This window comes from Caulobacter sp. FWC26, assembly GCF_002742645.2.
In the GTDB taxonomy this organism is placed as follows: domain Bacteria; phylum Pseudomonadota; class Alphaproteobacteria; order Caulobacterales; family Caulobacteraceae; genus Caulobacter.
In genome coordinates this window covers 319,712-344,337 of record NZ_CP033875.1, presented here as the reverse complement: position 1 = coordinate 344,337, position 24,626 = coordinate 319,712, and the positions used below count along the sequence as shown (strand labels likewise).

The following is a 24,626-nucleotide window of genomic DNA, read 5'->3' as shown; positions in this document are numbered from 1 at the left end:
GACAATCTGTCGCAGACCGGGTTACGATCACGTTTACCTTTGGCCGACCATCGTTCCAGCGCAGTTCAAGCTTGGCCATTCAACCTCCAGCTCATGGTTCAAATGCTGCGCCTCAATGCGTTCCTGAAACTCCTGACCGTCGCGCTGATGGTCGGCATGACGATCGCCATCGCTGCAGCGACGTTCGGCCTGCTGCATCTGCGGGTGGGCGGGCCGATCGCCAATCGCCAAGCCGCAGCCTTTGACCTCGTCGCCGACATCCTGCCGCCGCCAGCCTATCTGGTGGAGAGCATGCTGGTGGTCGAACAGGGCAGCCAGGATCCCAGCGCCGCCGAAGCCACCTTGGCTAAACTGGCCATGCTCCGCGCCGACTATGAGACGCGCGTCGCCTACTGGCGCAAGTCGGACATTCCCGAGGACGCCAAGGCTTCGCTCGAACGGCTGGACCAGCATGGTCGCGCGTTCTGGCGCGATTTGGACCAGACCTACGCGCCGGCCCTGAAATCGGGGGACGTGATCGCGGTCAACATGGCCGCGGCCAAGTTGGACGGTCACTATTGTCGGCACCGCGTTGGCGTGGACGAATTGACGGCGAAGGCGCGGGCGATGGTGACCACCGCCGCCCATGAGGCAGAGGCCGCCTCCCTCTCCGTGTTTGCGGGCCTGGGCGTGGTGGCGATCGGGATGCTCGGGATGATCCTTCTGGGCGTCGGCGCCCTGCGGAAACGGATTATCGATCCGCTGGCGCGCATGACCGCCTACATGGGCCGGCTCGCAGAGGGGGACTACTCGCAAGAACCGCCGATGCGCGAGCGCAAGGACGAAGTTGGCGACATGGCGGCGGCCGTTTCGGTGTTCCGCGCCGCCGCGATCGAACGTCGCCAGGCCGTTCAGCAGGAAAAGGCCCGCTATGCGGCGGCCCGCGAGGAGGCTTACGCGGCGGCCGAAGCCGAGGCCCGGGGACGCCGCTCGTTCGTGGTCGACGCGCTCGACGAAGGCTTGCGCCGTCTGGCCCATGGCGACCTCTCACAACGGATCGACGCCGCCTTCCCCGAGGAGTTCGAACGCCTGCGGCGCAACTTCAACGACTCGATCACCACCCTCCGGGACACCATCCACCAGGTCGTCTCCAGCGCCAGCGCCGTCGGCGGCGGCGCGCGGCAGATCACCGTGGCGGCCGATGACCTCGCCCGGCGCACCGAACAGCAAGCGGCCGGTCTGGAGCAGACCGCCGCCGCGCTGGACGAGGTGACGGCCACGATCAAGACCACCGCGATCAACGCGCGCACCGCCTTCAACGAGGTCGCGCTGAGCCGCGAGCTAATCGGCGCCTCCAGCGCCGTCGCAAGCGAGGCCGGCGTCGCGATGGAGCGCATCGACGCTTCGTCGCGCAAGATCGGCCAGATCATTACTGTGGTCGACGAGATCGCCTTCCAGACCAACCTTCTGGCGCTCAACGCCGGGGTCGAGGCCGCGCGTGCGGGCGAGGCCGGGCGCGGTTTCGCCGTCGTGGCCATGGAGGTGCGGGCCCTGGCCCAGCGCTCGGCCGACGCGGCCAAGGAGATCAAGACCCTGGTCGAGGAGGCCAGCCGCAGTGTCGAGAACGGCGTCGAGCTGGTCGGCCGTGTCGGCGGCGAACTCACCGGCGTCGTCGCGCAATTCGGCAAGATCCAGACCCTCGTGGAGGGCATAGCCCAAGCAGCCCACGACCAAGCCACCGGCCTTGGCGAAGTCAATTCAGCGGTGGGCCAGATGGATCATGTGACCCAGCAGAACGCCGCCATGGTCGAAGAGACCACGGCCGCCAGCCACAGCCTCACCAACGAGGCCCGGCAGCTCGCTCAGCTGATGGAGCGCTTCCAGATCGAGGCTGGCGCGCGCACCATGGCCGCTTGATCCTTACATCCGATCCGGCGCTTCGATGCCCAGCAGCTCCAGCGCCAGTTCCAGCTGGCGCAGGGTGGTCTCGGCCAGGGTCAGGCGCGAGGCGCGAAGGGTTTCGGTGTCGGCGCTCATGATCGGGCAAGCCGCGTAGAACTTCGAGAACGACTGGGCCAGCTTATAGGCGTGTTCGGCGACGAAGTTCGGGGCCTTCTTGTCATAGGCCTCTTGCAGCGCGCCCTCGAACGCGTCCAGCAGCATGGCCAGATCCCGTTCGGCCGGCTCGTGGATCTCGATGCGACCGGCCACGGCGCCGTTCTCGGCGGCGCGGCGCAGCACGCTCTTGATGCGCACCGACTGGTACAGCAGGTACGGACCGGTCTTGCCCTCGAAGCTGGTGAAGCGGTCGAGATCGAAGACGTAGGAGGTGCCGCGGAAGTTCTGCAGATCGGCGAACTTCAGCGCCGCGACGCCGACCTTGTGGGCCGTGTCCTCGAACTGCTCTTCGGTCAGCTCCGCGCCCAGCCCCGCTTCGCGCAGGCGCTCGCGGGCCTTCTCGCGGGCCATCTCGATCAGGTCGTGGAGCTTCAGAACGCCGCCGGCGCGGGTCTTGAACGGCTTGCCGTCGGCGCCGTTCATGGTGCCGAAACCGATATGCTCCAGCGCGCCCTCTTCGGCGTAGCCGGCCAGATAGGCGGCCCGGAACACCGTCTCGAAGTGATCGGCCTGGCGTTGGTCCACGCAGTAGAGGATCAGGTGCGGGTCGAACGACTTTCGACGATCCAGGATCGTGGCCAGATCGGTCGTGCCGTACATGGCCGAGCCTTCCGACGACACCACCAGCAGCGGCGGCACGTCGCGCTTGTCGGTCTCGCGGGCGACCCGGACGATGCGCGCGCCCTGGTCCTCGACCAGCAGGCCCTTGGCCTCCAGTTGCAGCACCATCGGCTCGATCAGGTCGTTGACGTCGCTCTCGCCCTTCCACAGGTCGAAGTCGACGCCCAGCGCATGGAACTCACGCTCCAGGGCCACGCGGCTGACATTGACGAAGTGGCGCCACAGCAGCCGATAGCCAAAGCGGCCGTTCTGCAATTCGGCCGTCGCCTTGCGGGCGCGCTCCTTGAAGGCCGGATCTTCCTTCTGGCGCACCGAAGCGGCGGGATAGATGCGGTCGAGGTCGGCCAGGGTGATGCGCTTTTCGAACTCGGCCATCACCTTGGCCTCGTCGGCCGACGAGAAGCCGCGCGGGGCCTCCGGCAGCTTTTCCATCAAGGCGTTGATGAACGGGTCCTCGTCCATGATGGCGCTGATCAACAGGCCCATCTGGAAGCCCCAGTCGCCGAAGTGGGCGTCGCCCACCACATCGTCGCCCCGGAAGCGGTAAAGGCGCTTGATCGACTCGCCGATGATCGAGGCGCGCAGATGGCCCACGTGCATCGGCTTGGCGACATTGGGACCAGCGTAGTCGATCAGCACGCGGCGCGGCGTCTCAAGCAGATGGGCGCCGGTGCGCTCATCGGCGGCGATCTCACGCGCACGGGCCGAGAGGGCCTCGTCGCTGACACGCATGTTGATGAAGCCGACGCCAGCGATCTCCACCGAAGCCAGGCGCGGGTCGCCCTTCAGGATCTCGACGACCTGCACGGCGATTTCGCGCGGATTGCGCTTGGCGCTCTTGGCGGCGGCGAGGGCGCCGTTGCACTGGAAATCGGCCAGGTCTGGTCGGTCGGAAGCCGTGACGCGTCCGAACTCGGGAGGCAGTCCGGCGGCCTGGAAAGCGGCCGCGGCCGCCTCGCTCAAGGACCGCTTCAAATCGTTCATTGCTTGGTGGTCGTCCCTGGTTGGGTCTGGGGCTGCGTTGCCGGAGCCGTTTGGCCGGCATTGACCCGGAAGCGCTTGCCGTCGCGATTGAAGGCGGCCATTTCCGGCGTCACGTCGAAGCCCAGCAGGACCTCGAAATTGCTGCCGCTAACCTTGCCGTCAGCGCGGGGGATGGTGATCTGCTCGAGCGTCTCGCGCGCATAGACGCGGTCCTGACCCGAGGCGAAACTGACGGGCAGATCGAAGTATTCCTTGGCGATGACCGACTGGTTGCGCTCGGTCACCGCCACCCAGTAGCGATAGACGTGCTTGTCGCCGACGGCCTGCGGGCCACGGCCGAACTGGAACAACGCCTCGACGCGGATCTTGATCGGCTCGTCGCCCCGGTAGGCGCAGCCAGAGGTCAGGCTCTGGATCTCGCCGGTGAAGCCGGCCTGCGAGGCCGACTCCTTGCCGTCCTTGAACTCGACATAGCGGCTGGCGTCGTACAGCACCTTCACATACGGGCACGGACCGGCGTTGCGCAGCTGCGGCAGCGGCGCCTTGGGCTGGTTCCATTCCTCGTCGCGCTTGCGCTTCTTGGCCCCGTCATCCTCGCCGCCGCCCTGGTCGCCGCGCGACTGGGCGTGGACGGCCGTCGCCGTGGTCGCGGCGATCGAAACAGCCATCAGGGCGCTGAGGGCGAGGGTGAAGGTGCGGCGCATGAAACGTCGATTCCGGACACAAGAGCCAAGCGGGGCCACAGCGCCCCGCCCGCGTCATGCAGCCTGATAAAGGCATATGCGTGACGTCGCAACGACGCAGACTCCTGGCGAACCGACGTTCGAGACGCTAGTTTCCACGCCATGAACGCCCAGACCCCGATCCGCCGCCCGATCTCCCTGGTGCTGGCCAGCCCGCGCGGCTTCTGCGCCGGCGTCGATCGCGCCATCCAGATCGTCGAGCGCGCCGTCGAGAAGTTCGGCGCGCCGGTCTATGTGCGGCACGAGATCGTCCATAACCGCCATGTGGTCGACCGCCTCAAGGCCCTGGGCGCGGTGTTCATCGAGGAGCTGGAAGAAGCGCCCGACGATCGCCCGGTCGTGTTCTCGGCCCACGGCGTGCCCAAGTCGGTGCCGGCCGAGGCCAAGGCCCGCCAGATGATCTATCTGGACGCCACCTGCCCGCTGGTCTCCAAGGTCCATGTCGAGGCCCAGAAGCACTATGACGCCGGCCGCGAGATCGTACTGATCGGCCACGCCGGCCATCCGGAAGTCATCGGCACCATGGGCCAGCTGCCCGAAGGCGCGGTCACCCTGATCGAAGACATCAACGACGCTGCGGCCTGGGAGCCCAAGGACGCCGCCAACGTCGCCTTCCTGACCCAGACCACCCTGTCGGTCGACGACACAGCGGACATGGTGGCTTTGCTGCGCGAGCGCTTCCCTGGCATCGCCGCCCCGCACAAGGAAGACATCTGCTACGCCACCACCAACCGCCAGGATGCGGTCAAACATCTGGCCGAGCGGTCGGAACTGATCCTGGTGGTCGGCTCGAAGAACTCGTCCAACTCGGTGCGCCTCAAGGAGGTGGGCCTGAAGGCCGGCGCGCGCGACGCCCATCTGATCGACGACGCCAGCGGCCTCGACTGGACCTGGTTCGACGGCGTCTCGCGCGTGGGCCTGACCGCCGGCGCCTCGGCGCCCGAAGACCTGGTGCAGGGCGTCATCGACGCGATCTCGGCCCGCTTCGACACCACCGTCGAGGAGCTGGTGGAGGCGCGCGAGACGATCACCTTCAAGCTGCCGAGGCTGTTGACGGCTTAGGAGGAGCGTCTGTCCTCGCCTCGGCTGCGGTCCGATCGCGAAGCAACACTGCGCTTGCGCTCCCGGCCCAGGTCTCCGACATCTTGGCCATGACCATCCTCGAAGCCCCCGCCCCGCCCCGCGCGCCGATCAGTCCCAACGCCTTGATCCTGATCGCCGCCTGTCTGGGCCTCGGGTGGGCGGTGGCCAGCGGAATCGAGCCGCTGGGCGTCCTAACCTTCGCTTTCGTGGCCGCCGCCTGGGTGCTGAGCGTCGGGATCCACGAGTTCGGACACGCCTTCATCGCCTACAAGGCCGGCGACACGACGATCGTCGAGAAGGGTTATCTGACCCTCGACCCACTGAAATACTCCGACCTCTTCACGACGATCATCATCCCGCTGGTCGCCCTGGCCCTGGGCGGCATCGGCTTTCCCGGCGGGGCCGTTTATCTGCGCGAGGACCTGATGCGCTCGCGCGGTTGGCGGTCGCTGGCCTCGCTGGCCGGACCGCTGGGGACGCTGGTGGTGCTGGTCGTCATCGCCGTGAGCTTGCCGCTGGCGGCCGCCAGCCCGCCGCTGTTCAACGCCCTGTCGCTGCTGGCCATGCTGCAGGCCAGCGCGCTCGTCTTGAACCTCCTGCCCGTCCCGGGCCTGGACGGCTACGGCGTCATCCGCCCATTCCTGCCCGAGGGCTTGCAGGCGCGCATGGTCAAGGTCGAGCGGGTCGGCTTTCTGATCCTGTTCGCCCTGATCTTTTGGGCTCCCGGCGTCAGCACGTTCATCTTCGGCGCCGCCCTGACGATCACCGACCTTTTGGGGGTCTCACGCCCCGCGATCGGCGACGGCTGGAGAACCTTCCACTTCTGGGGCTCTTGACCTTCGGCTCCCGACCCCTTCTCCTTCAAACAAGCGTTTCAAGAAGAATGAGGGAGGGTTAGCCATGGCCTATGCGCCGTTCAACCTGTCGGGAAAGGTCGCCCTGGTCACTGGCGGCAACCGGGGCATCGGGCTTGGCATGGCCAAGGCCATGGCGCAGGCCGGCGCCGACATCGTCATCTGGGGCTCCAACCCAGAGCGCAACTTGGCCGCCGAGCAGACCCTGACCGCCCTGGGCGTGCGGGTGAAGGCGCAGACGGTCGACGTCTCGGACGAAGCCCAGGTCCGCGAAGGCATGGAAGAGGCCGTCGCCGCCATGGGCCGGGTCGACAGCGTCTTCGCCAACGCCGGTGTCGGCTATGGCTCGCCCTCGTTCGTCGACATGAGCACCGAGGTCTATCGCAAGGTGCTGGCGGTCAATCTGGACGGGGTGTTCTTCACCCTGCGCGAGGCCTGCCGCCACATGGTCGAGCGCGCCAAGGCCGGCGATCCGGGCGGCTCGTTGGTGGGCGTCGCCTCGCTGGCGGCCATCGAGGGCGCGGCCCGCAATGAGGCCTACGCCGCCACCAAGGGCGCGGTGATCTCTATGATCAAGTCGGTCGCCGTCGAGCACGCCCGCTATGGCGTGCGCGCCAACGCCATCCTGCCCGGCTGGATCGCCACCGACATGACCGCCGGCGCCCAGGCCAACTCGGCCTTCGCCGAGAAGGTCATCCCGCGCGTGCCGGCCCGCCGCTGGGGCGAGCCCGAGGACTTCGGCGGCATGGCCGTCTATCTGGCCTCGGACGCCTCCAGCTATCACTCGGGCACGACCCTGGTGATCGATGGCGGTTACTCGATCTTCTAGGGCGGGCGTTCAGTGAGCGGATCGAACGCGCTGCGGGCAAAATACACGCGTCATCCCGGCCGAAGCGAAGCGTAGAGCCGGGACCCAGGAGCCGGCGCAGTGCGGTCGCCCCTGTGTTCCGTAGACCCTCTCCGAGGCTTCCGGGATGACGAGGAATTTTCGTTGTTTACCTGGCGATGGTCAGGATCAGTGTTTATTGGACTCTGGGGTCCAGTGAAAAGCTATTGAAAACAGGGGCTTGCGCGGGCGGCCCGTCGGTGTGAAGCTTCCTTCCACGGTAGCCTGGACGAGAAGATCCGGGCGCCGACGAGGAAACGAGAGAGATGACGCCCCAAGACGTTGTCAGCCTGGCGCCGCCGCGCGGCTTCCTGATGATGCTGGCCTTGGCCTTTACCGGCATGATGGCCTGCTTCTGGACGCATGGCGCGGACCTGGAAGCCGAGTTGGTCCGCCGCGATTAGAGCTCGCTCAAGACCCGGCTGAAGTTTCGGCCAGCACCCGCTCGTACGCCGCCTGTAGTTCCGCGCTGACGCGTCGAGTCGGCGTGGGCGTGGGCGCGCCCAGATGGATCGCCCGCAGTTCGTCCATGAACGCGGCCCACATCTCAGGCCCGCCCGCCTCCAGGAGCTCGGCGCGGATCGCCAGCAGCGGCGTGGTCGGCGTATGCCGCCGCCCCCAGGCTCCCATCTGCGCCATCAGCGGCACCAGCTGGATAGACGGTTCGGTGAGGCTGTAGACCGCCTTCTGCTTGTGGCTTGGGTCATCGACCCGCGACAGCAGCCCGTTGGCCACCAGGCGCTTGAGCCGGTCGGCCAGAACGTTCGAGGCGATCCCTTCCTCCGACCGGCTCAAGAGCTCGCGATAGTGGCGACGGCCGCCGAACATCACGTCGCGCAGGACGATCAGGCTCCAGCGGTCGCCCAGCACTTCCAGCGTCAGGTTGATCGGGCAGCCCGACCGCAGGGTGTTCGACATCGTCGCGTCCAAAACTGCTTGCGATGTAGGATCGGTATGGCTAGATGGCAACTGATTGCAAAATGCAACCAGATTGAGACCGCCTGTGACCCTGTCGCTCTACGCCCATCCGTTCTCGTCCTACTGCCAGAAGGTGCAGATCGCGTTCTATGAGAACGCCGTGCACTTCACCTATCGCCTGCTGGGACCCGAGGACCCCGCCGCCATGGAGGAGCGTCAGGCGCTCTGGCCGCTGGGCCGTTTTCCGGTGGTCGTCGACGATGGCGTCACGGTGGTGGAGTCCAGCATCATCATCGAGCACCTGCAGCTTTTTCACCCCGGTCCGGTCAAGCTGCTGCCGGACGCCCCCAAGGCGGCGCTGAAGGTGCGTTTTCTGGATCGGTTCTTCGACAACTACGTGATGACGCCGATGCAGGTCCCGGTGTTCGAGTCCCTTCGGCCCGGTGGCGGCCGTAAGGAGGCGATGGCCGAAGCGGCGGTGGCGCTCGACACCGCCTATCAGTGGCTGGAAGAGCATCTCGCCGCCCCCTGGGCGGCGGGCGAGGATTTCACGATGGCGGACTGCGCAGCGGCCGCCTCGCTGTTCTACGCCGACTGGGTGCGGCCGATCGGCGAGGCGTTCCCGAAGGTGCGCGCCTATCGCGCGCGGCTATTGGCCAGACCCTCGATCAGCCGCTGCGTCGAGGAGGGGCGCCCCTATCGGCATTACTTCCCGCTGGGCGCGCCCGACCGCGACTGACCTCGCGGCAGGCTTGTGAGGCCGCGATCCCGCCCCGATCCTCTCCGGAAATACGGGGAGGAACGACCATGGGCCTGCGCACGCCGCTCTGCGATCTGCTGGAAATCGAGCATCCGATCCTGCTGGCCGGCATGGGCGGGGTGTCCTACGCCCCGCTGGCCGCCGCCGTTTCGAACGCCGGCGGCTACGGCGTGCTGGGCATGGCCGGCACCAGTCCGGAGTTCATCCGCGCCCAGATGCGCGAGGTCAAAAGCCTGACCGACAAGCCGTTCGGCGTCGACCTGCTGGCCGCCACGCCCGATGCGCTGACGGCCAGCGTCGAGGTCATCATCGAGGAGGGTGCCTCGTCGTTCGTCGCGGGCCTTGGCGTGCCCATGCCGATCATCGAGCGTCTCAAGACAGCGGGGCTGAAGGTGATGGTCGTCTGCGGGGCGGTGAAGCACGCGGTCAAGGCGGAAGCCGCCGGCTGCGACGCAGTCATCTGCCAGGGCGGCGAAGGCGGGGGCCACACCGGCCTTGTCGGCACCCTGCCGCTGGTGGCCCAGGCGGTCGAGGCGGTCAAGATTCCGGTGGTCGCCGCCGGCGGCCTGCACGACGGACGGGGGTTGGCGGCGGCGCTGGCGCTCGGCGCGCAAGGCGTCTGGATGGGCACCCGGTTCATCGCCTCGCACGAGGCGCACGCTGGCGATCTCTATCGTCAGGCGGTGGTCGAGGCGGCCGATGAGGACACCGTCCGCACCCGCTGCTACTCCGGCAAGCCCATGCGGGTGAAGAAGAACCCCTATGTCGACGACTGGGAGTCCCGCCCAGGGGACATCCAGCCTTTCCCGCAGCAGGCCATGGTCTCGATCCGCAACGGCGCCATGGGCGGCATCGGCGGACAGATCGACGGGCTGGACGCCGACAAGTCGTGCTTCGCCATGGGCCAGAGCGCCGGCGGCGTGCGCGAGATCCTGCCGGCCGGCGAGATCGTGACGCAGCTGATGGCCGAGGCCGAGGCGGCGCTGGCCAGGGCCTCGTCCTTCAGGACCTAAAGCTCGACCTTCGGCAACAGGCGATGGAAATGGGCCTCGACGGCGTCGTGGCAGTCGCACGCCCGCTTTTCGAGCGCAGGCCGGTCCAATACCTCCACCCGGCCGCGGCCGATATGGATGATCCCGGCGTCCTGCAGGGTCCGCGCCACCGCGCTGATCGTTGTGCGCTGGACGCCCAGCATCTGAGCCAAAGTCTCCTGCGTCAGGCGGATCGGCTCTTCGCCTGAGCGGTCATGGGCGAACAGCAGCCAGCGGCAGGCTCGCTGCTCGATCGGGTGCAGCGCGTTGCACGCGACCAACTGCATCATCTGGGCGATCATCACGTCGGCATAGCGATCGAACAGATCACCGACGGCGGGAACCCGCGTCTTCACCTCCTCAAGCCGCGCGGTCGGCAGGCTGAAGGCCTGACCCGGCGTCCGCACCACCGCGCGGCCATAGGCGGGCTTGTAGCCGGCGCTGACCACGCCGCCGATCGCGCCTTCCAGGCCGACGCTGGCGGCCTCGATCTCCTGTCCATCGGGAGAGACCACCAGCAGCGACACCTGAGTCGGGCCGCAAGGCAGGTAGGTGGTTTCAACATCGTCGCCGACATCGAACAGCAAGTCGTCGCTCGCCAACTCAACGGAGGTCAAATGCGGCGCGAGCGCCGACAAGGCGTCGGGGCGTAGAGCCGCGAGCAGACGATTGGCGGAAAAAGGCGGCGTCCCGCCCTCGGCGGCGCGGACAATGCGGGTAATGGCGGTCATCGGGACCTCCCCTGAAGCTTGGCCTGTATGTAGCGCGCCACGCCCAGCTTAGTTTCCCGTGGACGACGAGACTCTTCCGAAGCACGCTCCAGCGGACGCGGGGGAGAAGACGATGATCGCGCGAAAGCATCTGCGGCGGCGGCTCAGCCAGTACGGGGCGCTGTGGCTGGGCGGGTTCGTCGGCGTGCTTCTGGCGATGGCCGTTCTGGTCTTTGGCGTCGGCGCGCCCTTGGCGGCCTCCGCCGACCTGGTGCTGCCAGTGGCTCTGGCGCTATTGGCGCTGGCGGTGATCGCCGGCGTGGGCGTCACCTTGGTCAAGGACATCGGCCTGTCGACCAAGTCGCTGATCACCGCGCTCGCCCTCCTGCTGCTGCTGCCGTTGCTGTGGGCGCCGGTGCTGGCGGTGGTGGTCACCGCCGCGGTCGCGGGCGCGTCTGTCGAATATTCCAGCGTCTATGCGGAATTCCGGATCGCGGTCAGCAACCTGATCTATCCGCTCGCCGCCATGCTGGGCGAAGACACTCTGATCAGCCTGGTGTGGCAGGCGTTCCAGATCGTCGCCTCCATCGTCGGCGCGATCGCCTCGGCCTTGCAGGTCTGGCGGTTCATCAAGCCGCTGCTCTACGCGCCCGACGAGGCCGAGACCGCTTAGCTGAGAAGTGTCGGACCTGGAAAAACCCAGTCGTCTTCCTGCTCATGCAGCAACACCGGCAGGCCGACGCCCGCCGGGAACTCCGCCAGGCGCCGGACAGCCGCCTGAGCCTGGCTTCGCGTCTCATAAGCGCCGAACCGAAGGTTTTCACCAACGATCGCCCAATGGTCGCCAACGCGCACCACGCCGTAATGCACCTCAGTCATGATCAGACCTCCTTGCAGCGCCCATAGGGAAAGTCCGAACCGTGGCGATCGCAAGGCCTTTATCGGGCGAGCGTTTTTCCTTCTCGTGGCGAGGTTTGGCCGACAACCGGCGGCGTGTCCGCTCGCCCGCTGGGCGGCGTGGTCGTGACAGCGGCCCAGGAGTTGGCGATAACGGGCTCATGTCGCGACCGCTTCTCATCGGCGTTCTGTTGGCGAGCCTGCTCGCCGGTCCGGTCCTGGCCCAGGAAAGGCCGCCCGAAGACCGTCAGCGTCTGCTCGATCTGGCCTATGCCCTGGGCGAGAGCCACGCCCTGCGCCAGGCCTGCCAGGGAGAGGGCGACCAGTACTGGCGCTCGCGGATGGTGCGGCTGACCGAGGTGGAACAGGCCGACCAGGCCTTCGACGCCCAGATGCGCGAACGGTTCAATACCGGCTTCGCCTCGCGTCGCAGCGAGTACCCGCTGTGCGACGAGGCCAGCCGGAAGGCCGAGCGGGCGGTGGCGCACAAAGGCCAGGCCCTGGCCCAGAAGCTTTCCCAGGCCATGCGCGAGGTTCACCGCGCCGCAGCGTCACCGGATTTCATGGCGGACGAGGCCCGAGCGCGCTAACCTCCACCCAACTTCAAGTTGGAGGAGCGACCGTCTTGAGCGGCATCGTCGTACTGGTTTTTCTGGTCTTCGCCTTCGTCCTCCTGTTCAGCGCGATCAAGATCGTGCCGCAGGGGCGCGAGTTCACGGTCGAGCGCTTTGGCCGCTACACCCGCACGCTCAAGCCCGGCATCTCGATCCTGACGCCGTTCTTCGAGACGGTGGGCCGCAAGGTCAACATGATGGAGCAGGTCCTGGACGTGCCCCAGCAAGAGGTCATCACCAAGGACAACGTGTCGGTGAAGGTCGACGCCATCGTCTTCATCCAGGTCATGGACGCCGCGGCCGCCGCCTATCGGGTCGACAATCTGATGTACGCCATCACCCAGCTTGCGCAGACGAACCTGCGTACGGTGGTCGGCGCGATGGAGCTGGACGAGGTGCTCAGCCAGCGGGACGCGATCAACACGCGCCTTCTGTCCACCATCGACCACGCCACCGGCCCGTGGGGCGTCAAGGTCGCGCGGATCGAGATCAAGGACCTGACGCCGCCCGCCGACATCACCAACGCCATGGCCCGCCAGATGAAGGCCGAGCGCGAGCGGCGTGCCGTGATCACCGAGGCCGAAGGCGAGAAGCAGGCCCAGATCGCGCGCGCCGAAGGTCAGAAACAGTCGGCGATCCTGCAGGCCGAAGGGCGCCGTGAGGCCGCGTTCCGCGACGCCGAGGCCCGTGAACGGGAGGCCGAGGCCGAGGCGAAGGCGACCGCCTTCGTCTCCGAAGCCATCGCCAAGGGCGACGTCAACGCCATCAACTATTTCGTCGCCCAAAAGTACGTCGAGGCCTTCGCCGAGCTGGCCAAGAGCCCGCAGCAGAAGACCGTGATCGTCCCTGCCGACTTCGCCGGCCTGACCGGCACGGTCGCGGGCGTGGGCGAACTGATCAAGTCGCTGGGTGCCGACACGTCGCGCCCGACACCGCCCCCGCGCGGCGCGACCAGCGCCCCGGTCGGCGGCAAGCGCGGGGAGTAGGCGGATGGACGCGATCGCCGGCTTCCACGCGCTGCATCCCTTCTGGCTCTGGCTGGCCGTGGCGGCCGCCTTCCTGGCCGTCGAGGTGGCCACAGGCACGGGGTGGCTGCTGTGGTCAGCCGCCAGCGCCTTCGTCGTCGGGATCGTCGCTCAACTTCTGCCGATGAGCTTCGTCATCGAGCTGGGCCTTTTCGCGGCCCTGGCGATCGCGTCGACCTTCCTGGCCAAGCGCTATCTGCGGCCGGTGCTGGACGCCACGGGACCGGACCTCAACGACCCCATGCAGCGTCTGGTCGGCCAGCGCGGCCAGGTCCTGTCGACGTTCGAGCAAGGGCGTGGCCGCGTCTTCATCGACGGCAAGGACTGGGCGGCCGAGACCGACGAAGCGATCCCCGCGATCAGCCAGGAGGTCGTGGTCGTCGCAGTGGCCGGCGCGATCCTGAAGGTGCGCAAGATCCCGGCCTGAGCGCTCTGCTGACAGTTCGCGGCGCGCGGCCCTGTACTTCGCGCGGCGGGACACCATCTAGGCCGTCATGGGCGGCCAAGGGGCCGCGCGGCGCTGCATCGCCGCGCGTGGAGGGGTAAGGCGTGACATCCATCATTTCGGTACAGGGTCTGACCAAGACCTATGCGTCGGGCCATCAGGCCCTCAAGCGGATCGATCTCGACATTCGGCAGGGCGAAATCTTCGCGCTCCTGGGGCCGAACGGGGCGGGCAAGACCACCCTGATCAGCATTATCTGCGGCATCGTCAATCCAAGCCAGGGCGTGATCCTGGCCGACGGCCACGACGTGGTGCGCGACTATCGCGCCGCCCGCACCAAGATCGGCCTCGTGCCGCAGGAGCTGCACACCGACGCCTTCGAGACGGTGTGGGCCACGGTCAGCTTCTCGCGCGGACTGTTCGGCAAGCCGCGCAACGACGCCCTGATCGAGAAGATCCTTCGCGACCTGTCGCTCTGGGACAAGAAGGACAGCAAGATCATGGCGCTGTCGGGCGGCATGAAGCGCCGGGTGATGATCGCCAAGGCGCTGAGCCATGAGCCGACCATCCTGTTCCTGGACGAGCCGACGGCCGGCGTCGACGTCGAGCTGCGGCGCGACATGTGGGAGATGGTCCGCAAGCTGCGTGAGAGCGGCGTCACGATCATCCTGACCACCCACTATATCGAGGAGGCCGAGGAGATGGCCGACCGGATCGGGGTGATCAACAAGGGCGAGATCATCCTTGTCGAGGACAAGACCGTCCTGATGCGCAAGCTGGGCAAGAAGCAGCTGACCGTGCACCTGAAGGAGCCGCTGTCCGCCCTGCCCGCCGCCCTGGCCGACGCCTCGCTCAGCCTGGCCAATGAGGGCGCCGACCTCGTCTATACGTTTGACGCCCAGGCCGAGGACACGGGCATCGCCGAGCTGCTGGGACGCCTCTCTGAGCAGGGCGTCGAGTTCAAGGACCTGAAGACCGACCAGAGCTCGCTGGAAGACATCTTCGTCAGCCTGGTGAGGGCCCCGCAATGAACCTCTACGCGATCAAGGCCATCTACAGGTTCGAGATGGCGCGGTGGTTCCGCACCCTGGCCCAGAGCGTCATCTCGCCGGTGCTGTCGACCAGCCTCTATTTCGTGGTCTTCGGCTCGGCGATCGGCTCGCGAATGCAGGCCATCGACGGGATCAGCTACGGCGCGTTCATCGTGCCGGGCCTGATCATGCTGTCGCTGCTGAGCGAAAGCATCTCCAACGCCTCGTTCGGCATCTACATGCCCAAGTGGGCGGGCACGATCTACGAGCTCCTGTCGGCGCCGGTGGCCTGGTACGAGACGGTGGCCGGCTATGTCGGCGCGGCGGCGACCAAGTCGATCTGCCTCGGCTTGCTGATCCTGGCCACCGCGCGGATCTTCGTGCCGTTCGAGATCGCCCACCCGTTCGTGATGCTGCTGTTCCTGGTGCTGACCTCGGTCACCTTCAGCCTGTTCGGCTTCATCATCGGGGTCTGGGCCGACGACTTCCAGAAGCTGCAGATCGTGCCGCTCCTGATCGTCACGCCGCTGACTTTCCTGGGCGGCAGCTTCTACTCGATCAAGATGCTGCCCGAGATCTGGCAGAAGATCACCCTGTTCAACCCGGTGGTCTATCTGATCAGTGGCTTCCGGTGGGCCTTCTACGGCCAGTCGGATGTCGGCGTCGGGATCAGCCTGGGCATGACGGGCGTGTTCCTGGCGGCGTGCCTTGGCGCGGTCTGGTGGATCTTCCGGACCGGATATCGGCTGAAGGTTTAAAGGTCTGTCCCAGAGCCCGACCATCCCCGTGTCATCCCGGACGGCCCGCAGGGTCGATCCGGGCCCCACGGGCGGCGCGCAGGGTGGTCCCTCACCCCCTGGGTCCCGGCGCTCCGCTTCGCTGCGGCCGGGATGACACGAAAACGAGGGCTACTCGGTTTTGTCCTCGACCGCCTTCAACCCCTTCATGCCGCCCGCCCTGGCGCCCTTGGCGACGAGGGCGGTTTCGGCGCGGCGAACCATGGCGCGTTCGCCGTTGAAGGCGGCCAGGGCCAGGCAGGCCTCGAAGAAGCCGGGATCGGCGCGGGTGTCGATGGGGGGCTGCTGGACAAGCAGGTGCAGGCCGCGCGCGCGGAGCTTCAGCACGATGTCCATCACCGCGACCAGATCTCCGCCCAGGGCGTGCAGGCTGAGGGCGGCCAGGACGCCGCTCGGCTCCAGCGCCTCGACGGCCCGCTCCAGCCCCGGCCGCACGACGCCAGAGGCCAGGCAGCGGTCGCTGAACACCTGCTCGCACCCCAGCAGCAGAAGTCGTTCCTCCTGGGCCGGGCTGAAGAACACCCCCGGCGCGGGCGGGACGCGGTAGTAGCCGACGATTTTCATCCCGGCTGACTCGCAGACGCGCCGCGCACTGGCGAGGGGAAAACCACGATCGCCCACAGACTTCGTGGGCGATCGTGGCGAGCCGCCTATTGAGACTCCAAAACTCCGGCCACGAACGCGGGCCAGGGCGTGGTCGGGCGTCCGATCAGACGCGAGAGCCGCCGATCTGCGTTGAACAGCGCGCCCTGGGCCGCGCCGACGTCGGACTGGGCGAGCATGGCGGCCACGGGCGGGGGCAGGCCGATGCTCTTCAGAACCTCGGCGTAGGCGTCTTCCGGCAGATTGTTGTAGGGCAGGTCCCGCCCCGTCTGGCGCGAGGTCTCGGCGGCGAGCTCGGCCATGGTGAAGGCCTCGTCGCCCGCCAGTTCGTAGGTCTGACCCTCGTGCCCGTCGCTGGTCAGTACGATCGCCGCAGCGTCAGCATAGTCGGCCCGGGCGGCGGCGGAGATGCGGCCCTGATCCGCGCTGCCGACGAAAGCGCCGGCGTGCAGCGCGCCGACGATCGCGCCGGCATAATTCTCCAGGTACCAGCCGTTGCGCAGCAGGGTGTAGGCAAGCCCGGACTCGCGGATCATCGCTTCGGTGGCGCGGTGTTCCACGCCCAGGCCGATCGGTGTGTCGTCGGCCCTCAGGATGCTGGTGTAGGCGATCCGCTTCACGCCGGTCGCCTTGGCGGCCTCGATCACGTTGCGGTGCTGCGCCACCCGCTGGCCGATCGCGTCGCTGGAGATCAGCAGCAGGACGTCGACCCCCGCGAGGGCGGCGACCAAGGTCGCGGGCTGGTCGTAATCGGCGGCGCGGACCTCGACGCCCAGGTCGGCCGCCTTGGCCGGGTCGCGGACCAGGGCGACGAGGGACTCGGCCGGCGCGCGGGTCTTCAACTGCTCGATGACCAGGCGGCCCAGTTGGCCGGTGGCGCCGGTGACGGCGATGATCGTCATGTTCCTGCTCCTTTTTAGCGGACAAGCATCACCTAGGCGCATTGCTTATTTTTCGTAAGTACGCACATAAAGGTAAGCATGAAACTGAATGACCTTCCTTCGGAGACGCCGCGTCGCCCGCTGTCCCAACTGCTGGCCGATGGAGTGTTGCAGGCGGACCTGATGGTCGCCGCCTGCCCTTCGCGCGAGGTGCTCAACCACGTCACCAGCCGATGGGGCGTTCTGGTGCTGATCGCGCTGGAGAGCCGCACGCTGCGGTTCAGCCAGCTCAAGCGCCAGATCGGCGGCGTCAGCGAGCGGATGCTGGCACAGACCCTAAAACTGCTTGAGAGCGACGGCTTCGTGCGCCGCGAGGCCTTCGAAGTCGTGCCACCCCATGTCGAGTACAGCCTGACGCCGCTGGGTCTGGAGGTCGCCGAGCGGGTCCGGGGCCTGGCCGACTGGATCGAGGTCAACCTTGACCGGATCCTGCCCAACTGGCCCCCCGAGCACCTCGAGACCTACACGCCGGAGTCTGTGGGCTAGCCTCTCGCGAAACGCGCCCGGTATGCGCCGGGCGTGGTCGAGAATTGCCGCCGGAAGTGATGGCGCAGGGCCGGCGCGCCCAGCCCCACCGCCTCGGCGACATGATCGACGCCGACGGAGGATGTCTCCAGCAAGTCGCGGGCGCGGGCCAGCCGCTCGGCCAGCAGCCAGCGGGCTGGTGTTTGGCCTGTCGCGGCCTCGAACCGGCGCAGGAAGGTGCGCTGGCTCATGCCCGCCACCGTGGCCAGGGCCTTGATGGTGTGATCGCCGGCGAGATCGGCGCGCATCCGGTCCAGAACCGGCGACAGGCGCGAGGCCTCGTGCGCGACCGGCACGGGCCGGTCGATGAACTGCGCCTGGCCCCCGTCGCGATGCGGCGGGATCACCAGCCGGCGGGCGACGCTGTTAGCGGCCTCCGGCCCAAAGTCCCGGCGGATCAGGTGCAGCCCGAGGTCCAGGCCCGCCGCGCTGCCGGCCGAGGTCAGCAGCTCGCCCTCGTCGACATAGAGCACGTCAGGCAGGACCTCGATCGCCGGATAGCGCATCCGTAACGTCTCAGCATAGCGCCAGTGGGTCGTCGCGCGCCGGCCATCCAGCAGGTCCGTGGCCGCCAGCACGAAGACGCCCGAGCAGATCGACATCAGCCGGGCGCCACGCGCGTGGGCGGCGATCAACGCGTCGATCAAGGCCGGCGGGACGGGATGCTCCGCGCCGCGCCAGCCCGGCGCGACGATGACGCTGGCCCGCGACAGCAGCTCAAGGCCGCCGTCCGCGGCGATCCGCACGCCGCCGAGACCGCGCAGCTCGCCCGGCTCCACGGCGGCGGTGGCGAAGCGGTACCAGCCCTCACCCATCTCGGGCCGAGGCAGGCCGAACAGCTCGACCACCACGCCGAACTCGAAGGTGCAAAGGCCGTCATAGGCGAGGGCCACGACCAGCGGCGAGGCGTTTGGCATGATCTTTACGGTCAATGTCGATCTTGCCAACTAACGCGGAAGTCTGGACCACGGCAAGTGTGGTGGCGTTCGTAAATGGAGGCCATCATGAGCTTTGTATCCGAGATCTCCGCCGCCGCGTCGCCCGTCGCCGCCGCCCACTTCGCCGCGCGCCTCTCGCTGGAGACCGACTGCGCCGACGTCGCGGCCGCGATGCAGGCGAACGAGGTGGACTTCGTCCTGCTGCATGTGGTGGGCTCGCCGCAGGCCTATGCTCGTCGGCACGTGCCCGGAGCCTTGCACCTGCGCCACGCCGAAATCACCGCCGAGCGCATGGCCGTCTGGCCGCCCGAAACCCTGTTCGTCGTCTACTGCGCCGGGCCGCACTGCAACGGCGCCGATCGCGCGGCGCTAAAGCTGGCGGCCCTCGGACGACCGGTGAAGCTGATGATCGGCGGCATCACCGGCTGGGCGGACGAGGGGCTGCCGTTCGCCGAAGGACCCGAGGCCGGCCGCCTCTAGATCACGCGCGGATTGGCCTCTCGCAGGCCTTCATTGGCCAGCTGGTCGGCCCGTTCGTTGAGCGGGTGGCCGGCGTGGCCCTTTACCCAGCGCCAGTCGACGTCGTGCCGGGCGCGGGCGGCGTCGAGACGCTTCCAGAGGTCGTCGTTCTTGACCGGGCTCTTGTCGGCCGTCTTCCAGCCGCGCGCCTTCCAGCCCCGGATCCATTCGGTGACGCCCTTCATCACGTACTGGCTGTCGGTGTGCAACTCGACCACGCAGGGGCGGTTCAAGAGCTCCAGCGCCTGGATGGCGGCCATCAGCTCCATGCGGTTGTTGGTCGTCCCCGGCTCGCCGCCGCAGATTTCCTTCTTCTTGTCGCCATAGAACAGGATGGCGCCCCAGCCGCCCGGGCCCGGATTACCCTTGCAAGCGCCGTCGGTGTAGATCGTGACCTTCGGCGTCATGCGAACAGCACGAGGCCCTCGCGGTGAACGGCCAGCTTGCGCTCGTACTCCAGAGGGTCCTTGGGCCGGACCAGCGCCCCGGCGGGGGTCGAGCCCCAGTCGGCCAGGCGGGTCAGGAAGAACCGCATCGCCGCGCCGCGCGCCAGGATCGGCAGGGCTTCCTTTTCGGCCGGGCTCAACGGCCGCCGGCGCTCATAGCCGTTCAGCAGGGCCTTGGCCGCGGTGATGTTGAAGCTGCCGTCGGCCTCGAAGCACCAGGCGTTCAGCGTCACGGCCACGTCGTAGGCATAGGCGTCGTCGCAGGCGAAGTAGAAGTCGATCGCCGCAGCGAACTTGCCGTCGGTGCGGAAGAAGACGTTGTCCGGAAAATAGTCAGCGTGGATCACGCCGGTCGGCAGGTTTCGCGGCCACATCAGGGCCAGTTGCGCCAGGTCCTGGTCGATCGTGGCCGATAGACCCGGCTTGAGATCCTCGGCGGCCTTGCGGTGCTTGGCGAACAGCGGCGACCAGGCGGCTTGGCCAAGGTCATTGGCGCGGCGGCCGGGATAGCCCTCGCCGGCCAGGTGCAGCCAGGCCAGGCCCTCGCCCGCCTCGCGGCAGTGGGCGGCGGTGGGCTTGCGCACCGAAAGACCCGGAAGGAACTCGACGATGGCGGCGGGCTTGCCGCGCAGGCTCGACAGCGTCGCACCCGCGCGGGTCGGGATCGGCCGCGCGCTGGGATAGCCCTTGTCGGCCAGCCAGGTCAGCATGTTGAGGAAATACGGCAGGTCGTCGGCCTTCACCCGCCGCTCGTAGACGGTCAGGATGTAGCGCCCCTTCTCCGTCTCCAGCAGGAAGTTGGAGTTCTCCACGCCCTCGGCGATGCCCTTGAACGCCAGCGGCGCGCCGAGGTCATAGCCTCCGAGAAAGGCTTCGAGTTCTTGGTCGGTGATGTCGGTATAGACGGCCATGCCGCCGGGATGCGGGACGGGGCGCTGGCGGTCAAGAGGCTTGACGAGAAGGCGTCAGGGTATGGTGCGAACCCTGCTCAACGGACCCTATCCCCCAAACCGCTCGAACGCCTCGGCGATCACGCGTCGGGTCTCTTCCCACTCGACCAGGGCCATCGCCTCTTCGCGGGAGACAAACCGCGCTTCGGCCGCGTCGTCGCCGGCCATGGGCTGGCCGCCGGTCCAGCGGGCGGCGTAGTCGATCAGCACATAGTGTCGGGTGATCTCGCCGGGTTTCCCGTCAAGAGAGGGTCTGGCGGGAAAAACCCCGTCGATCACGTCGATCAGCCCCAACAGGTCGGCGTCGACGCCGGTCTCTTCCTTGAGTTCGCGCAGCGCCGCGCCTTGCAGAGTCTCGCCCCATTCGAGCCTGCCGCCGGGCACGCTCCATTGCCCAAGCCTGGGCGGCGTGCCGCGCTTGATCAGCAAGACCTCTTCGCCCCGAAGACAGACGACGCCGACAGTGGGAACGGGATGGCTCATGCCCTAGCTTAGGGGAAACCGACCTTGAGATCGACGCTGGACTTCTCGCCGACGCAATCGCCGCAATCCGCCAGCCAAGCTTCCGTCGCCGCCCGGCCCCGCTCTTTCAGATCCGTCAGGAAGCTCCATTCGGTGTTGAACTTGGTCGACAGGGACAAGTCCGCCAGCGGCTTGTCGGCGGTAATGGCGTGGACCAGCATCCGGCGGTAGCGCCCCCGGGCGTTGTCCTTCAGGAGGCCTTCGTCCAACAGCTTCTGGACGAAGCCGATGGCCCGCAGTTCAGAGGCCAGGGACGCGTTGAAGGTGATCTCGTTCAGCCGGTCCATGATCTCGCCCGGAGACTTGGGCGTCTCCTCGCGGACGAACGGGTTGAGCGTGACGATCAGGATGTCGTCGGGCGTGTCGTCGTAAAACAGCGGCCACAGCGGCGGATTGGCCAAGAAGCCACCGTCCCAGTAGGGCTCGCCGTCGATCTCCACCGCCTGGAACAGTTGCGGCAGGCAAGCGCTGGCCATGATGTGGCGCGAGGTCAGCTCGGTCTCGCGGAAGACCTTCGACTTGCTGGTCCGGATCTGGGTGGCCGAGATGTAGAGCTTGATCGGGCTTTCGCCCCGGATCCGGCTGAAGGTGATCTCACCCTCCAGCACGTCATGCAGGGGATTGAGGTTGAACGGGTTGAACTCATAGGGGCTGAACGACAGGGCGATGGTCTCGGCCATCCGCCAACCCGGCGTATTCTTCAGCCAATCGACCCCGCCGCCGAACGCATTGGTCCAGATGCTGGTGTCCCCGAAGACGTTGCGGCCGCCGGCCCGGTTTACGTTCCGCCAGAACGATTCCAGCCGCGTCCGCGCCCCCGACCGGCCATCGTCGATCAGGCCCTGGGCCAGACAGACCGCGTTCATCGCGCCGGCCGAGGCGGCGGTGACCGCGCGAATCTCAAGCCCGTCTTCCTCGAGCAGGCGGTCCAGCACGCCCCACTCGAAGGCGCCATGCGCGCCACCGCCTTGCAAGGCGATGCTGAGGCCCTTGGGGCCCGAAGGCTTCTTCTTGAACGGCGGAATCGGCATGCGACCTCCCGAAGGACCAAGCCCTTCCGATCAGTAGCGCTTCCTGCCCCCGGCGACAGGCGAAAGTGTGGCTTGGCCTATTGGGCGACCCAGCCGCCGTCCACCTGATAGGCCGCGCCGTTCGCCGACGCGCCAAGATCCGAGACCAGATACAGCAACATGCCGTTCAGTTGGTCGAAGGTGACGAACTGCTTGGTCGGCTGGCTGGCCAGGATCACGTCCTTCATCACGGCTTCTTCGGAGATGCCGCGCGCCTTGGCCTGGTCGGCGATCTGGGCCTCGACCAGGGGGGTCTTTACGAAGCCCGGGCAGATGGCGTTGCAGGTGACGCCGTGCTGGGCGACCTCGAGGGCGACCGTCTTGGTCAGGCCCATGATCCCGTGCTTGGCCGCGACATAGGCGGCCTTGAACGGCGAGGCGACCAGGCCGTGCGCCGAGGCGACGTTGACGATGCGACCCCGTCCCTGCTCCTTCATGATCGGCACCGCCGCCTTGGTGGCGTGGAAGGCCGAGGAGAGGTTGATGGCGATGATCAGGTCCCACTTGTCGTCCGGGAAATCCTCGACCGGGGCCACATGCTGGACGCCGGCGTTATTGACCAGGATGTCCAGTTCGCCGAACTCGGCCTTGGCCGCGCGGACCATGTCGGCGATCTCGATCGGCTTCGTCATGTCGGCACCGTGATAAAGCACCTCCACACCGTGCGTCTCGGCCATCTCGGCGCGGGCGCGCTCGATGGCGTTCATCTCGCCCAGACCGTTCATGACGATGTTGCAGCCCTGGGCGGCGAGCGCGTCGGCCATGGCGTGGCCGATGCCGCTGGTCGAGCCGGTAACGATGGCGACCTGCCCCTGCAAACCGAAATCGACGGCCATGCGCGCGCTCCCTGAAGTGCTGCCCTATCGCGTGTTGCGGTGCAGCATATAGCTCGCCCTTGCGAAGGGCGAGCGCTTATAAATTCATCGATAGATGAATTCAGGGCTGCGGGCGAGCGAAAACCCAGTCCGCATCGGTGGAAAGCGACGGCTGGAAGCGATAGCCGTCCAGGTCAAAGCCTTTCAGGCCCTCGGCCTGATCGATCCGATTGTCGATGACGTACCGCGCCATCCGCCCCCGCGCCTTCTTGGCGAAGAAGCCCAGCACGCGCAGCTCGCCGCCCTTCTCTTCCTTAAAGTGGCAAGTGACGACGCGCAGCTTCAGCGCCTTGGCGTCGACCGCGCCGAAATACTCCTGGCTGGCCAGGTTCACCAGGGTCGGGTCAGCGTGCCCCTCGGCCGCCTGGTTGAGCGTCTTGGAGATCGTCTCGCCCCAGAAGTCGTAGAGGTTCGCGCCCTTCTTGGTCTTCAGGCGCGTGCCCATCTCCAGGCGATACGGCTGCAGAGCATCGAAGGGGCGCAGCACGCCATACAGGCCCGACAGGATCCGCAAGTGATCCTGCGCCCACTCCAGGGCCGGACGATCCAGCTCGCGCGCGTTCAGGCCCGCATAGACGTCGCCGTTGAAGGCGATGACGGCTTGCAGGCCGTCCTCGACCTCGGGGTCGAAGGCCTGGAACCGCTCGCGGTTCAACGTGGCCAGGGCGTCGGAGATGTGCATCAGCCGTTTCAGATCCGCCGCCGTCAGCTTGCGCGTGACCTTGGCCAGCTCGGCGATCTGCGGCTTCAGCTCAGGCGTCGTGAGCGGCAGCACCGTCTGGGGCGCGGTGAAGTCCAGCGACTTGGCAGGCGAGATGACCATCAACATGGCCGGGGAGATAGAGGCTTACAGCGCCAAGCGCTAGGGCGGAGGATAATCACTTTCCGACGTGGAAAGTTTTGACTTGCCATAATGGAAAGTCATCCGCTATGACTTTCCGCATTGGAAAGCGAGGAGGTCGCCGTGACCCGAGACGAAGACGCCCTGCGGATGCTGGCCGAACTTGAGGCCGCAAACGCCGATTTGACCAAGCGCGTCAGAGCGCCGGCCTGGTACCACCCCGCCCTGGGACTGCTGATGGGCGGTCTTTGCGCGGTCCAGGCCGCGCCCGTGCCGGGGATGCTGGCCTACTACGCGGTGTTCATCGCCGGCTTGGTGCTGCTGGTCCGCGCCTACATCAAGCGCACCGGCCTGTGGGTCAGCGGCTATCGTGCTGGACGGACGCGTTGGGTGGCCGTGGGACTGGCGACGATCACCACCGGCCTGATGCTGCTGTCCGCCTGGCTGTTCCACACGCGCAAGGAGACGCTGGCCCCCTTCGTGTTCGCGGGCCTGATCGCGGTGATCGTGACGATCGGCGGCTTTGTCTGGGAGGCCGCCTTCCGCGCCGATCTGCGCGATGGGGGGCGCTTGTGAGCGCAGCGCTTGATCCGGTGATCCACGCCCCAAACCGCCTGCAGATGTGCTGCATGCTGGCGGCGGTGGACACCATCGATTTCGCCACCGTCCGCGAGGCGCTGGACGTCTCGGAGTCGGTGCTCAGCAAGCATGTGAAGACCCTGGAAGAGGCCGGCTATGTCCGGGTCAAGAAGGCCGCCTCCGACGGCCGGCAGCGGACCTGGCTGTCGCTGTCCGGCGAAGGGCGCAAGGCGTTGAAGGGCCACCTCGCCGCGTTGAAGGCGATGATGGCGGGCGTGCCCGAGGCGTAACAACGCCTCGACCTCGAGGAGCGGCGAGGCT

At 67.3% G+C, this 24,626-nt stretch carries 30 protein-coding genes and 1 pseudogene; 17 read left to right on the top strand and 14 right to left on the bottom strand.

The features are described 5' to 3' along the window. Positions 1–102: 102 nt before the first annotated feature. On the top strand, positions 103–1,896 hold the full coding sequence (locus tag CSW63_RS03335; RefSeq protein ID WP_062097186.1) for a methyl-accepting chemotaxis protein: 1,794 nt from the start codon (positions 103–105) through the stop codon (positions 1,894–1,896). 3 nt (positions 1,897–1,899) lie between these two features. Here the strand turns inward: CSW63_RS03335 and argS are convergent, their stop codons facing one another. Further along, positions 1,900–3,702, bottom strand: a complete 1,803-nt coding sequence (gene argS / locus CSW63_RS03330) for an arginine--tRNA ligase (protein WP_062097185.1) — start codon at positions 3,700–3,702, stop codon at positions 1,900–1,902. Further along, a complete protein-coding gene (locus CSW63_RS03325; RefSeq protein WP_082749569.1) occupies positions 3,699–4,406 on the bottom strand; it encodes a Tat pathway signal sequence domain protein in 708 nt (235 codons plus the stop codon). Before CSW63_RS03325 ends, argS begins: the two co-directional genes overlap by 4 nt. A gap of 141 nt (positions 4,407–4,547) precedes the next feature. On the opposite strand from CSW63_RS03325, the gene ispH reads away from it, so the two are divergent. The 4 genes and pseudogenes from ispH (at position 4,548) to CSW63_RS23645 (ending at position 7,672) form a co-directional block, all read left to right on the top strand. Further along, positions 4,548–5,507, top strand: coding sequence for a 4-hydroxy-3-methylbut-2-enyl diphosphate reductase (gene ispH, locus CSW63_RS03320; RefSeq protein ID WP_062097183.1), 960 nt, complete (start codon positions 4,548–4,550; stop codon positions 5,505–5,507). An 89-nt stretch (positions 5,508–5,596) separates the two neighbouring features. Continuing rightward, the gene (locus CSW63_RS03315; RefSeq protein WP_062097181.1) at positions 5,597–6,364 is read left to right on the top strand and encodes a site-2 protease family protein; all 768 of its coding nucleotides are present in this window, start codon (positions 5,597–5,599) and stop codon (positions 6,362–6,364) included. Positions 6,365–6,428: 64 nt separating this feature from the next. After that, complete coding sequence (locus CSW63_RS03310; RefSeq protein ID WP_062097179.1) at positions 6,429–7,211, top strand: SDR family NAD(P)-dependent oxidoreductase; 783 nt, start codon at positions 6,429–6,431, stop codon at positions 7,209–7,211. A gap of 238 nt (positions 7,212–7,449) precedes the next feature. Further along, a pseudogene (locus tag CSW63_RS23645) lies at positions 7,450–7,672 on the top strand (hypothetical protein). 7 nt (positions 7,673–7,679) lie between these two features. On the opposite strand, the gene CSW63_RS03300 reads toward CSW63_RS23645, so the two are convergent. Then, positions 7,680–8,186: a helix-turn-helix domain-containing protein gene (locus CSW63_RS03300; RefSeq protein ID WP_062097216.1), complete on the bottom strand. Its 507-nt coding sequence runs from the start codon at positions 8,184–8,186 to the stop codon at positions 7,680–7,682. Between the two features lie 85 nt (positions 8,187–8,271). Between CSW63_RS03300 and CSW63_RS03295 the strand changes: the two genes are divergently transcribed. Together CSW63_RS03295 and CSW63_RS03290 are read left to right on the top strand one after the other, a co-directional pair. Next, complete coding sequence (locus CSW63_RS03295; protein ID WP_099502870.1) at positions 8,272–8,925, top strand: glutathione S-transferase family protein; 654 nt, start codon at positions 8,272–8,274, stop codon at positions 8,923–8,925. Positions 8,926–8,993: 68 nt separating this feature from the next. After that, the gene (locus tag CSW63_RS03290) at positions 8,994–9,959 is read left to right on the top strand and encodes a nitronate monooxygenase family protein (protein WP_062097175.1); all 966 of its coding nucleotides are present in this window, start codon (positions 8,994–8,996) and stop codon (positions 9,957–9,959) included. Here CSW63_RS03290 and CSW63_RS03285 read toward each other — a convergent pair. Then, on the bottom strand, positions 9,956–10,708 hold the full coding sequence (locus CSW63_RS03285; protein ID WP_062097173.1) for a Crp/Fnr family transcriptional regulator: 753 nt from the start codon (positions 10,706–10,708) through the stop codon (positions 9,956–9,958). The two genes, CSW63_RS03290 and CSW63_RS03285, sit on opposite strands and share 4 nt — an antisense overlap. Positions 10,709–10,820: 112 nt before the next feature. Here CSW63_RS03285 and CSW63_RS03280 point away from each other — a divergent pair, with 112 nt between their 5' ends. Beyond that, entirely contained in the window at positions 10,821–11,360 is a 540-nt protein-coding gene (locus CSW63_RS03280) for a hypothetical protein (RefSeq protein WP_062097171.1), read from the top strand. Here the strand turns inward: CSW63_RS03280 and CSW63_RS03275 are convergent. After that, complete coding sequence (locus CSW63_RS03275) at positions 11,357–11,584, bottom strand: hypothetical protein (protein WP_082749573.1); 228 nt, start codon at positions 11,582–11,584, stop codon at positions 11,357–11,359. The genes CSW63_RS03280 and CSW63_RS03275 overlap by 4 nt on opposite strands. A gap of 161 nt (positions 11,585–11,745) precedes the next feature. On the opposite strand from CSW63_RS03275, the gene CSW63_RS03270 reads away from it, so the two are divergent. The 5 genes from CSW63_RS03270 to CSW63_RS03250 all read left to right on the top strand — a co-directional run bounded on the left by CSW63_RS03270 (position 11,746) and on the right by CSW63_RS03250 (position 15,457). Next, on the top strand, positions 11,746–12,174 hold the full coding sequence (locus CSW63_RS03270; protein WP_062097167.1) for a TIGR02301 family protein: 429 nt from the start codon (positions 11,746–11,748) through the stop codon (positions 12,172–12,174). A 35-nt stretch (positions 12,175–12,209) separates the two neighbouring features. Beyond that, a complete protein-coding gene (locus tag CSW63_RS03265) occupies positions 12,210–13,184 on the top strand; it encodes an SPFH domain-containing protein (protein WP_062097165.1) in 975 nt (324 codons plus the stop codon). A gap of 4 nt (positions 13,185–13,188) precedes the next feature. Next, positions 13,189–13,650: an NfeD family protein gene (locus CSW63_RS03260; protein ID WP_062097163.1), complete on the top strand. Its 462-nt coding sequence runs from the start codon at positions 13,189–13,191 to the stop codon at positions 13,648–13,650. A 122-nt stretch (positions 13,651–13,772) separates the two neighbouring features. Further along, positions 13,773–14,699, top strand: a complete 927-nt coding sequence (locus CSW63_RS03255) for an ABC transporter ATP-binding protein (protein ID WP_062097161.1) — start codon at positions 13,773–13,775, stop codon at positions 14,697–14,699. After that, on the top strand, positions 14,696–15,457 hold the full coding sequence (locus CSW63_RS03250; protein WP_062097159.1) for an ABC transporter permease: 762 nt from the start codon (positions 14,696–14,698) through the stop codon (positions 15,455–15,457). The genes CSW63_RS03255 and CSW63_RS03250 overlap by 4 nt, the downstream gene beginning before the upstream one ends. A gap of 150 nt (positions 15,458–15,607) precedes the next feature. On the opposite strand, the gene CSW63_RS03245 is transcribed toward CSW63_RS03250, so the two are convergent. After that, positions 15,608–16,060, bottom strand: a complete 453-nt coding sequence (locus tag CSW63_RS03245) for a recombinase family protein (protein ID WP_082749565.1) — start codon at positions 16,058–16,060, stop codon at positions 15,608–15,610. A gap of 86 nt (positions 16,061–16,146) precedes the next feature. Then, positions 16,147–17,001, bottom strand: coding sequence for an SDR family oxidoreductase (locus CSW63_RS03240; protein ID WP_099502872.1), 855 nt, complete (start codon positions 16,999–17,001; stop codon positions 16,147–16,149). 78 nt (positions 17,002–17,079) lie between these two features. On the opposite strand from CSW63_RS03240, the gene CSW63_RS03230 reads away from it, so the two are divergent. Further along, on the top strand, positions 17,080–17,526 hold the full coding sequence (locus CSW63_RS03230) for a helix-turn-helix domain-containing protein (RefSeq protein WP_062095008.1): 447 nt from the start codon (positions 17,080–17,082) through the stop codon (positions 17,524–17,526). Here the strand turns inward: CSW63_RS03230 and ftrA are convergent. Beyond that, positions 17,523–18,482, bottom strand: coding sequence for a transcriptional regulator FtrA (gene ftrA, locus CSW63_RS03225; protein ID WP_082749408.1), 960 nt, complete (start codon positions 18,480–18,482; stop codon positions 17,523–17,525). The two genes, CSW63_RS03230 and ftrA, sit on opposite strands and share 4 nt — an antisense overlap. Before the next feature lie 87 nt (positions 18,483–18,569). Here ftrA and CSW63_RS03220 point away from each other — a divergent pair, with 87 nt between their 5' ends. After that, positions 18,570–18,983: a rhodanese-like domain-containing protein gene (locus tag CSW63_RS03220; RefSeq protein WP_168193589.1), complete on the top strand. Its 414-nt coding sequence runs from the start codon at positions 18,570–18,572 to the stop codon at positions 18,981–18,983. Here the strand turns inward: CSW63_RS03220 and rnhA are convergent. The 6 genes from rnhA to yaaA all read right to left on the bottom strand — a co-directional run bounded on the left by rnhA (position 18,980) and on the right by yaaA (position 23,714). Continuing rightward, entirely contained in the window at positions 18,980–19,429 is a 450-nt protein-coding gene (rnhA, locus tag CSW63_RS03215) for a ribonuclease HI (RefSeq protein WP_062093275.1), read from the bottom strand. The genes CSW63_RS03220 and rnhA overlap by 4 nt on opposite strands. Continuing rightward, a complete protein-coding gene (gene thrB, locus CSW63_RS03210; protein ID WP_062093276.1) occupies positions 19,426–20,379 on the bottom strand; it encodes a homoserine kinase in 954 nt (317 codons plus the stop codon). The genes rnhA and thrB overlap by 4 nt, the downstream gene beginning before the upstream one ends. Positions 20,380–20,466: 87 nt before the next feature. After that, positions 20,467–20,901 (bottom strand): NUDIX hydrolase, encoded by a 435-nt coding sequence (locus CSW63_RS03205; RefSeq protein WP_062093277.1) that lies wholly within the window; start codon positions 20,899–20,901, stop codon positions 20,467–20,469. A gap of 8 nt (positions 20,902–20,909) precedes the next feature. Next, positions 20,910–21,971: a patatin-like phospholipase family protein gene (locus tag CSW63_RS03200; protein ID WP_062093278.1), complete on the bottom strand. Its 1,062-nt coding sequence runs from the start codon at positions 21,969–21,971 to the stop codon at positions 20,910–20,912. Positions 21,972–22,048: 77 nt separating this feature from the next. Then, positions 22,049–22,846, bottom strand: coding sequence for a 3-hydroxybutyrate dehydrogenase (locus CSW63_RS03195; protein WP_062093279.1), 798 nt, complete (start codon positions 22,844–22,846; stop codon positions 22,049–22,051). Positions 22,847–22,946: 100 nt separating this feature from the next. After that, positions 22,947–23,714, bottom strand: coding sequence for a peroxide stress protein YaaA (gene yaaA, locus CSW63_RS03190; protein ID WP_062093280.1), 768 nt, complete (start codon positions 23,712–23,714; stop codon positions 22,947–22,949). Between the two features lie 135 nt (positions 23,715–23,849). Here yaaA and CSW63_RS03185 point away from each other — a divergent pair, with 135 nt between their 5' ends. After that, positions 23,850–24,302 (top strand): hypothetical protein, encoded by a 453-nt coding sequence (locus CSW63_RS03185; RefSeq protein WP_062093283.1) that lies wholly within the window; start codon positions 23,850–23,852, stop codon positions 24,300–24,302. Further along, the gene (locus CSW63_RS03180) at positions 24,299–24,595 is read left to right on the top strand and encodes a transcriptional regulator (RefSeq protein WP_062093281.1); all 297 of its coding nucleotides are present in this window, start codon (positions 24,299–24,301) and stop codon (positions 24,593–24,595) included. The genes CSW63_RS03185 and CSW63_RS03180 overlap by 4 nt, the downstream gene beginning before the upstream one ends. Positions 24,596–24,626: the final 31 nt, after the last annotated feature.

Bases quoted from the DNA above. Each gene is read 5' to 3' on its own strand.
- CSW63_RS03335 (WP_062097186.1), top strand. From the start codon at position 103: ATGCTGCGCCTCAATGCGTTCCTGAAACTCCTGACCGTCGCGCTGATG.
- argS (WP_062097185.1), bottom strand. From the start codon at position 3,702: ATGAACGATTTGAAGCGGTCCTTGAGCGAGGCGGCCGCGGCCGCTTTC.
- CSW63_RS03325 (WP_082749569.1), bottom strand. From the start codon at position 4,406: ATGCGCCGCACCTTCACCCTCGCCCTCAGCGCCCTGATGGCTGTTTCG.
- ispH (WP_062097183.1), top strand. From the start codon at position 4,548: ATGAACGCCCAGACCCCGATCCGCCGCCCGATCTCCCTGGTGCTGGCC.
- CSW63_RS03315 (WP_062097181.1), top strand. From the start codon at position 5,597: ATGACCATCCTCGAAGCCCCCGCCCCGCCCCGCGCGCCGATCAGTCCC.
- CSW63_RS03310 (WP_062097179.1), top strand. From the start codon at position 6,429: ATGGCCTATGCGCCGTTCAACCTGTCGGGAAAGGTCGCCCTGGTCACT.
- CSW63_RS03300 (WP_062097216.1), bottom strand. From the start codon at position 8,186: ATGTCGAACACCCTGCGGTCGGGCTGCCCGATCAACCTGACGCTGGAA.
- CSW63_RS03290 (WP_062097175.1), top strand. From the start codon at position 8,994: ATGGGCCTGCGCACGCCGCTCTGCGATCTGCTGGAAATCGAGCATCCG.
- CSW63_RS03285 (WP_062097173.1), bottom strand. From the start codon at position 10,708: ATGACCGCCATTACCCGCATTGTCCGCGCCGCCGAGGGCGGGACGCCG.
- CSW63_RS03280 (WP_062097171.1), top strand. From the start codon at position 10,821: ATGATCGCGCGAAAGCATCTGCGGCGGCGGCTCAGCCAGTACGGGGCG.
- CSW63_RS03270 (WP_062097167.1), top strand. From the start codon at position 11,746: ATGTCGCGACCGCTTCTCATCGGCGTTCTGTTGGCGAGCCTGCTCGCC.
- CSW63_RS03260 (WP_062097163.1), top strand. From the start codon at position 13,189: ATGGACGCGATCGCCGGCTTCCACGCGCTGCATCCCTTCTGGCTCTGG.
- CSW63_RS03250 (WP_062097159.1), top strand. From the start codon at position 14,696: ATGAACCTCTACGCGATCAAGGCCATCTACAGGTTCGAGATGGCGCGG.
- CSW63_RS03245 (WP_082749565.1), bottom strand. From the start codon at position 16,060: ATGAAAATCGTCGGCTACTACCGCGTCCCGCCCGCGCCGGGGGTGTTC.
- CSW63_RS03240 (WP_099502872.1), bottom strand. From the start codon at position 17,001: ATGACGATCATCGCCGTCACCGGCGCCACCGGCCAACTGGGCCGCCTG.
- CSW63_RS03230 (WP_062095008.1), top strand. From the start codon at position 17,080: ATGAAACTGAATGACCTTCCTTCGGAGACGCCGCGTCGCCCGCTGTCC.
- ftrA (WP_082749408.1), bottom strand. From the start codon at position 18,482: ATGCCAAACGCCTCGCCGCTGGTCGTGGCCCTCGCCTATGACGGCCTT.
- CSW63_RS03220 (WP_168193589.1), top strand. From the start codon at position 18,570: ATGAGCTTTGTATCCGAGATCTCCGCCGCCGCGTCGCCCGTCGCCGCC.
- rnhA (WP_062093275.1), bottom strand. From the start codon at position 19,429: ATGACGCCGAAGGTCACGATCTACACCGACGGCGCTTGCAAGGGTAAT.
- thrB (WP_062093276.1), bottom strand. From the start codon at position 20,379: ATGGCCGTCTATACCGACATCACCGACCAAGAACTCGAAGCCTTTCTC.
- CSW63_RS03205 (WP_062093277.1), bottom strand. From the start codon at position 20,901: ATGAGCCATCCCGTTCCCACTGTCGGCGTCGTCTGTCTTCGGGGCGAA.
- CSW63_RS03200 (WP_062093278.1), bottom strand. From the start codon at position 21,971: ATGCCGATTCCGCCGTTCAAGAAGAAGCCTTCGGGCCCCAAGGGCCTC.
- CSW63_RS03195 (WP_062093279.1), bottom strand. From the start codon at position 22,846: ATGGCCGTCGATTTCGGTTTGCAGGGGCAGGTCGCCATCGTTACCGGC.
- yaaA (WP_062093280.1), bottom strand. From the start codon at position 23,714: ATGTTGATGGTCATCTCGCCTGCCAAGTCGCTGGACTTCACCGCGCCC.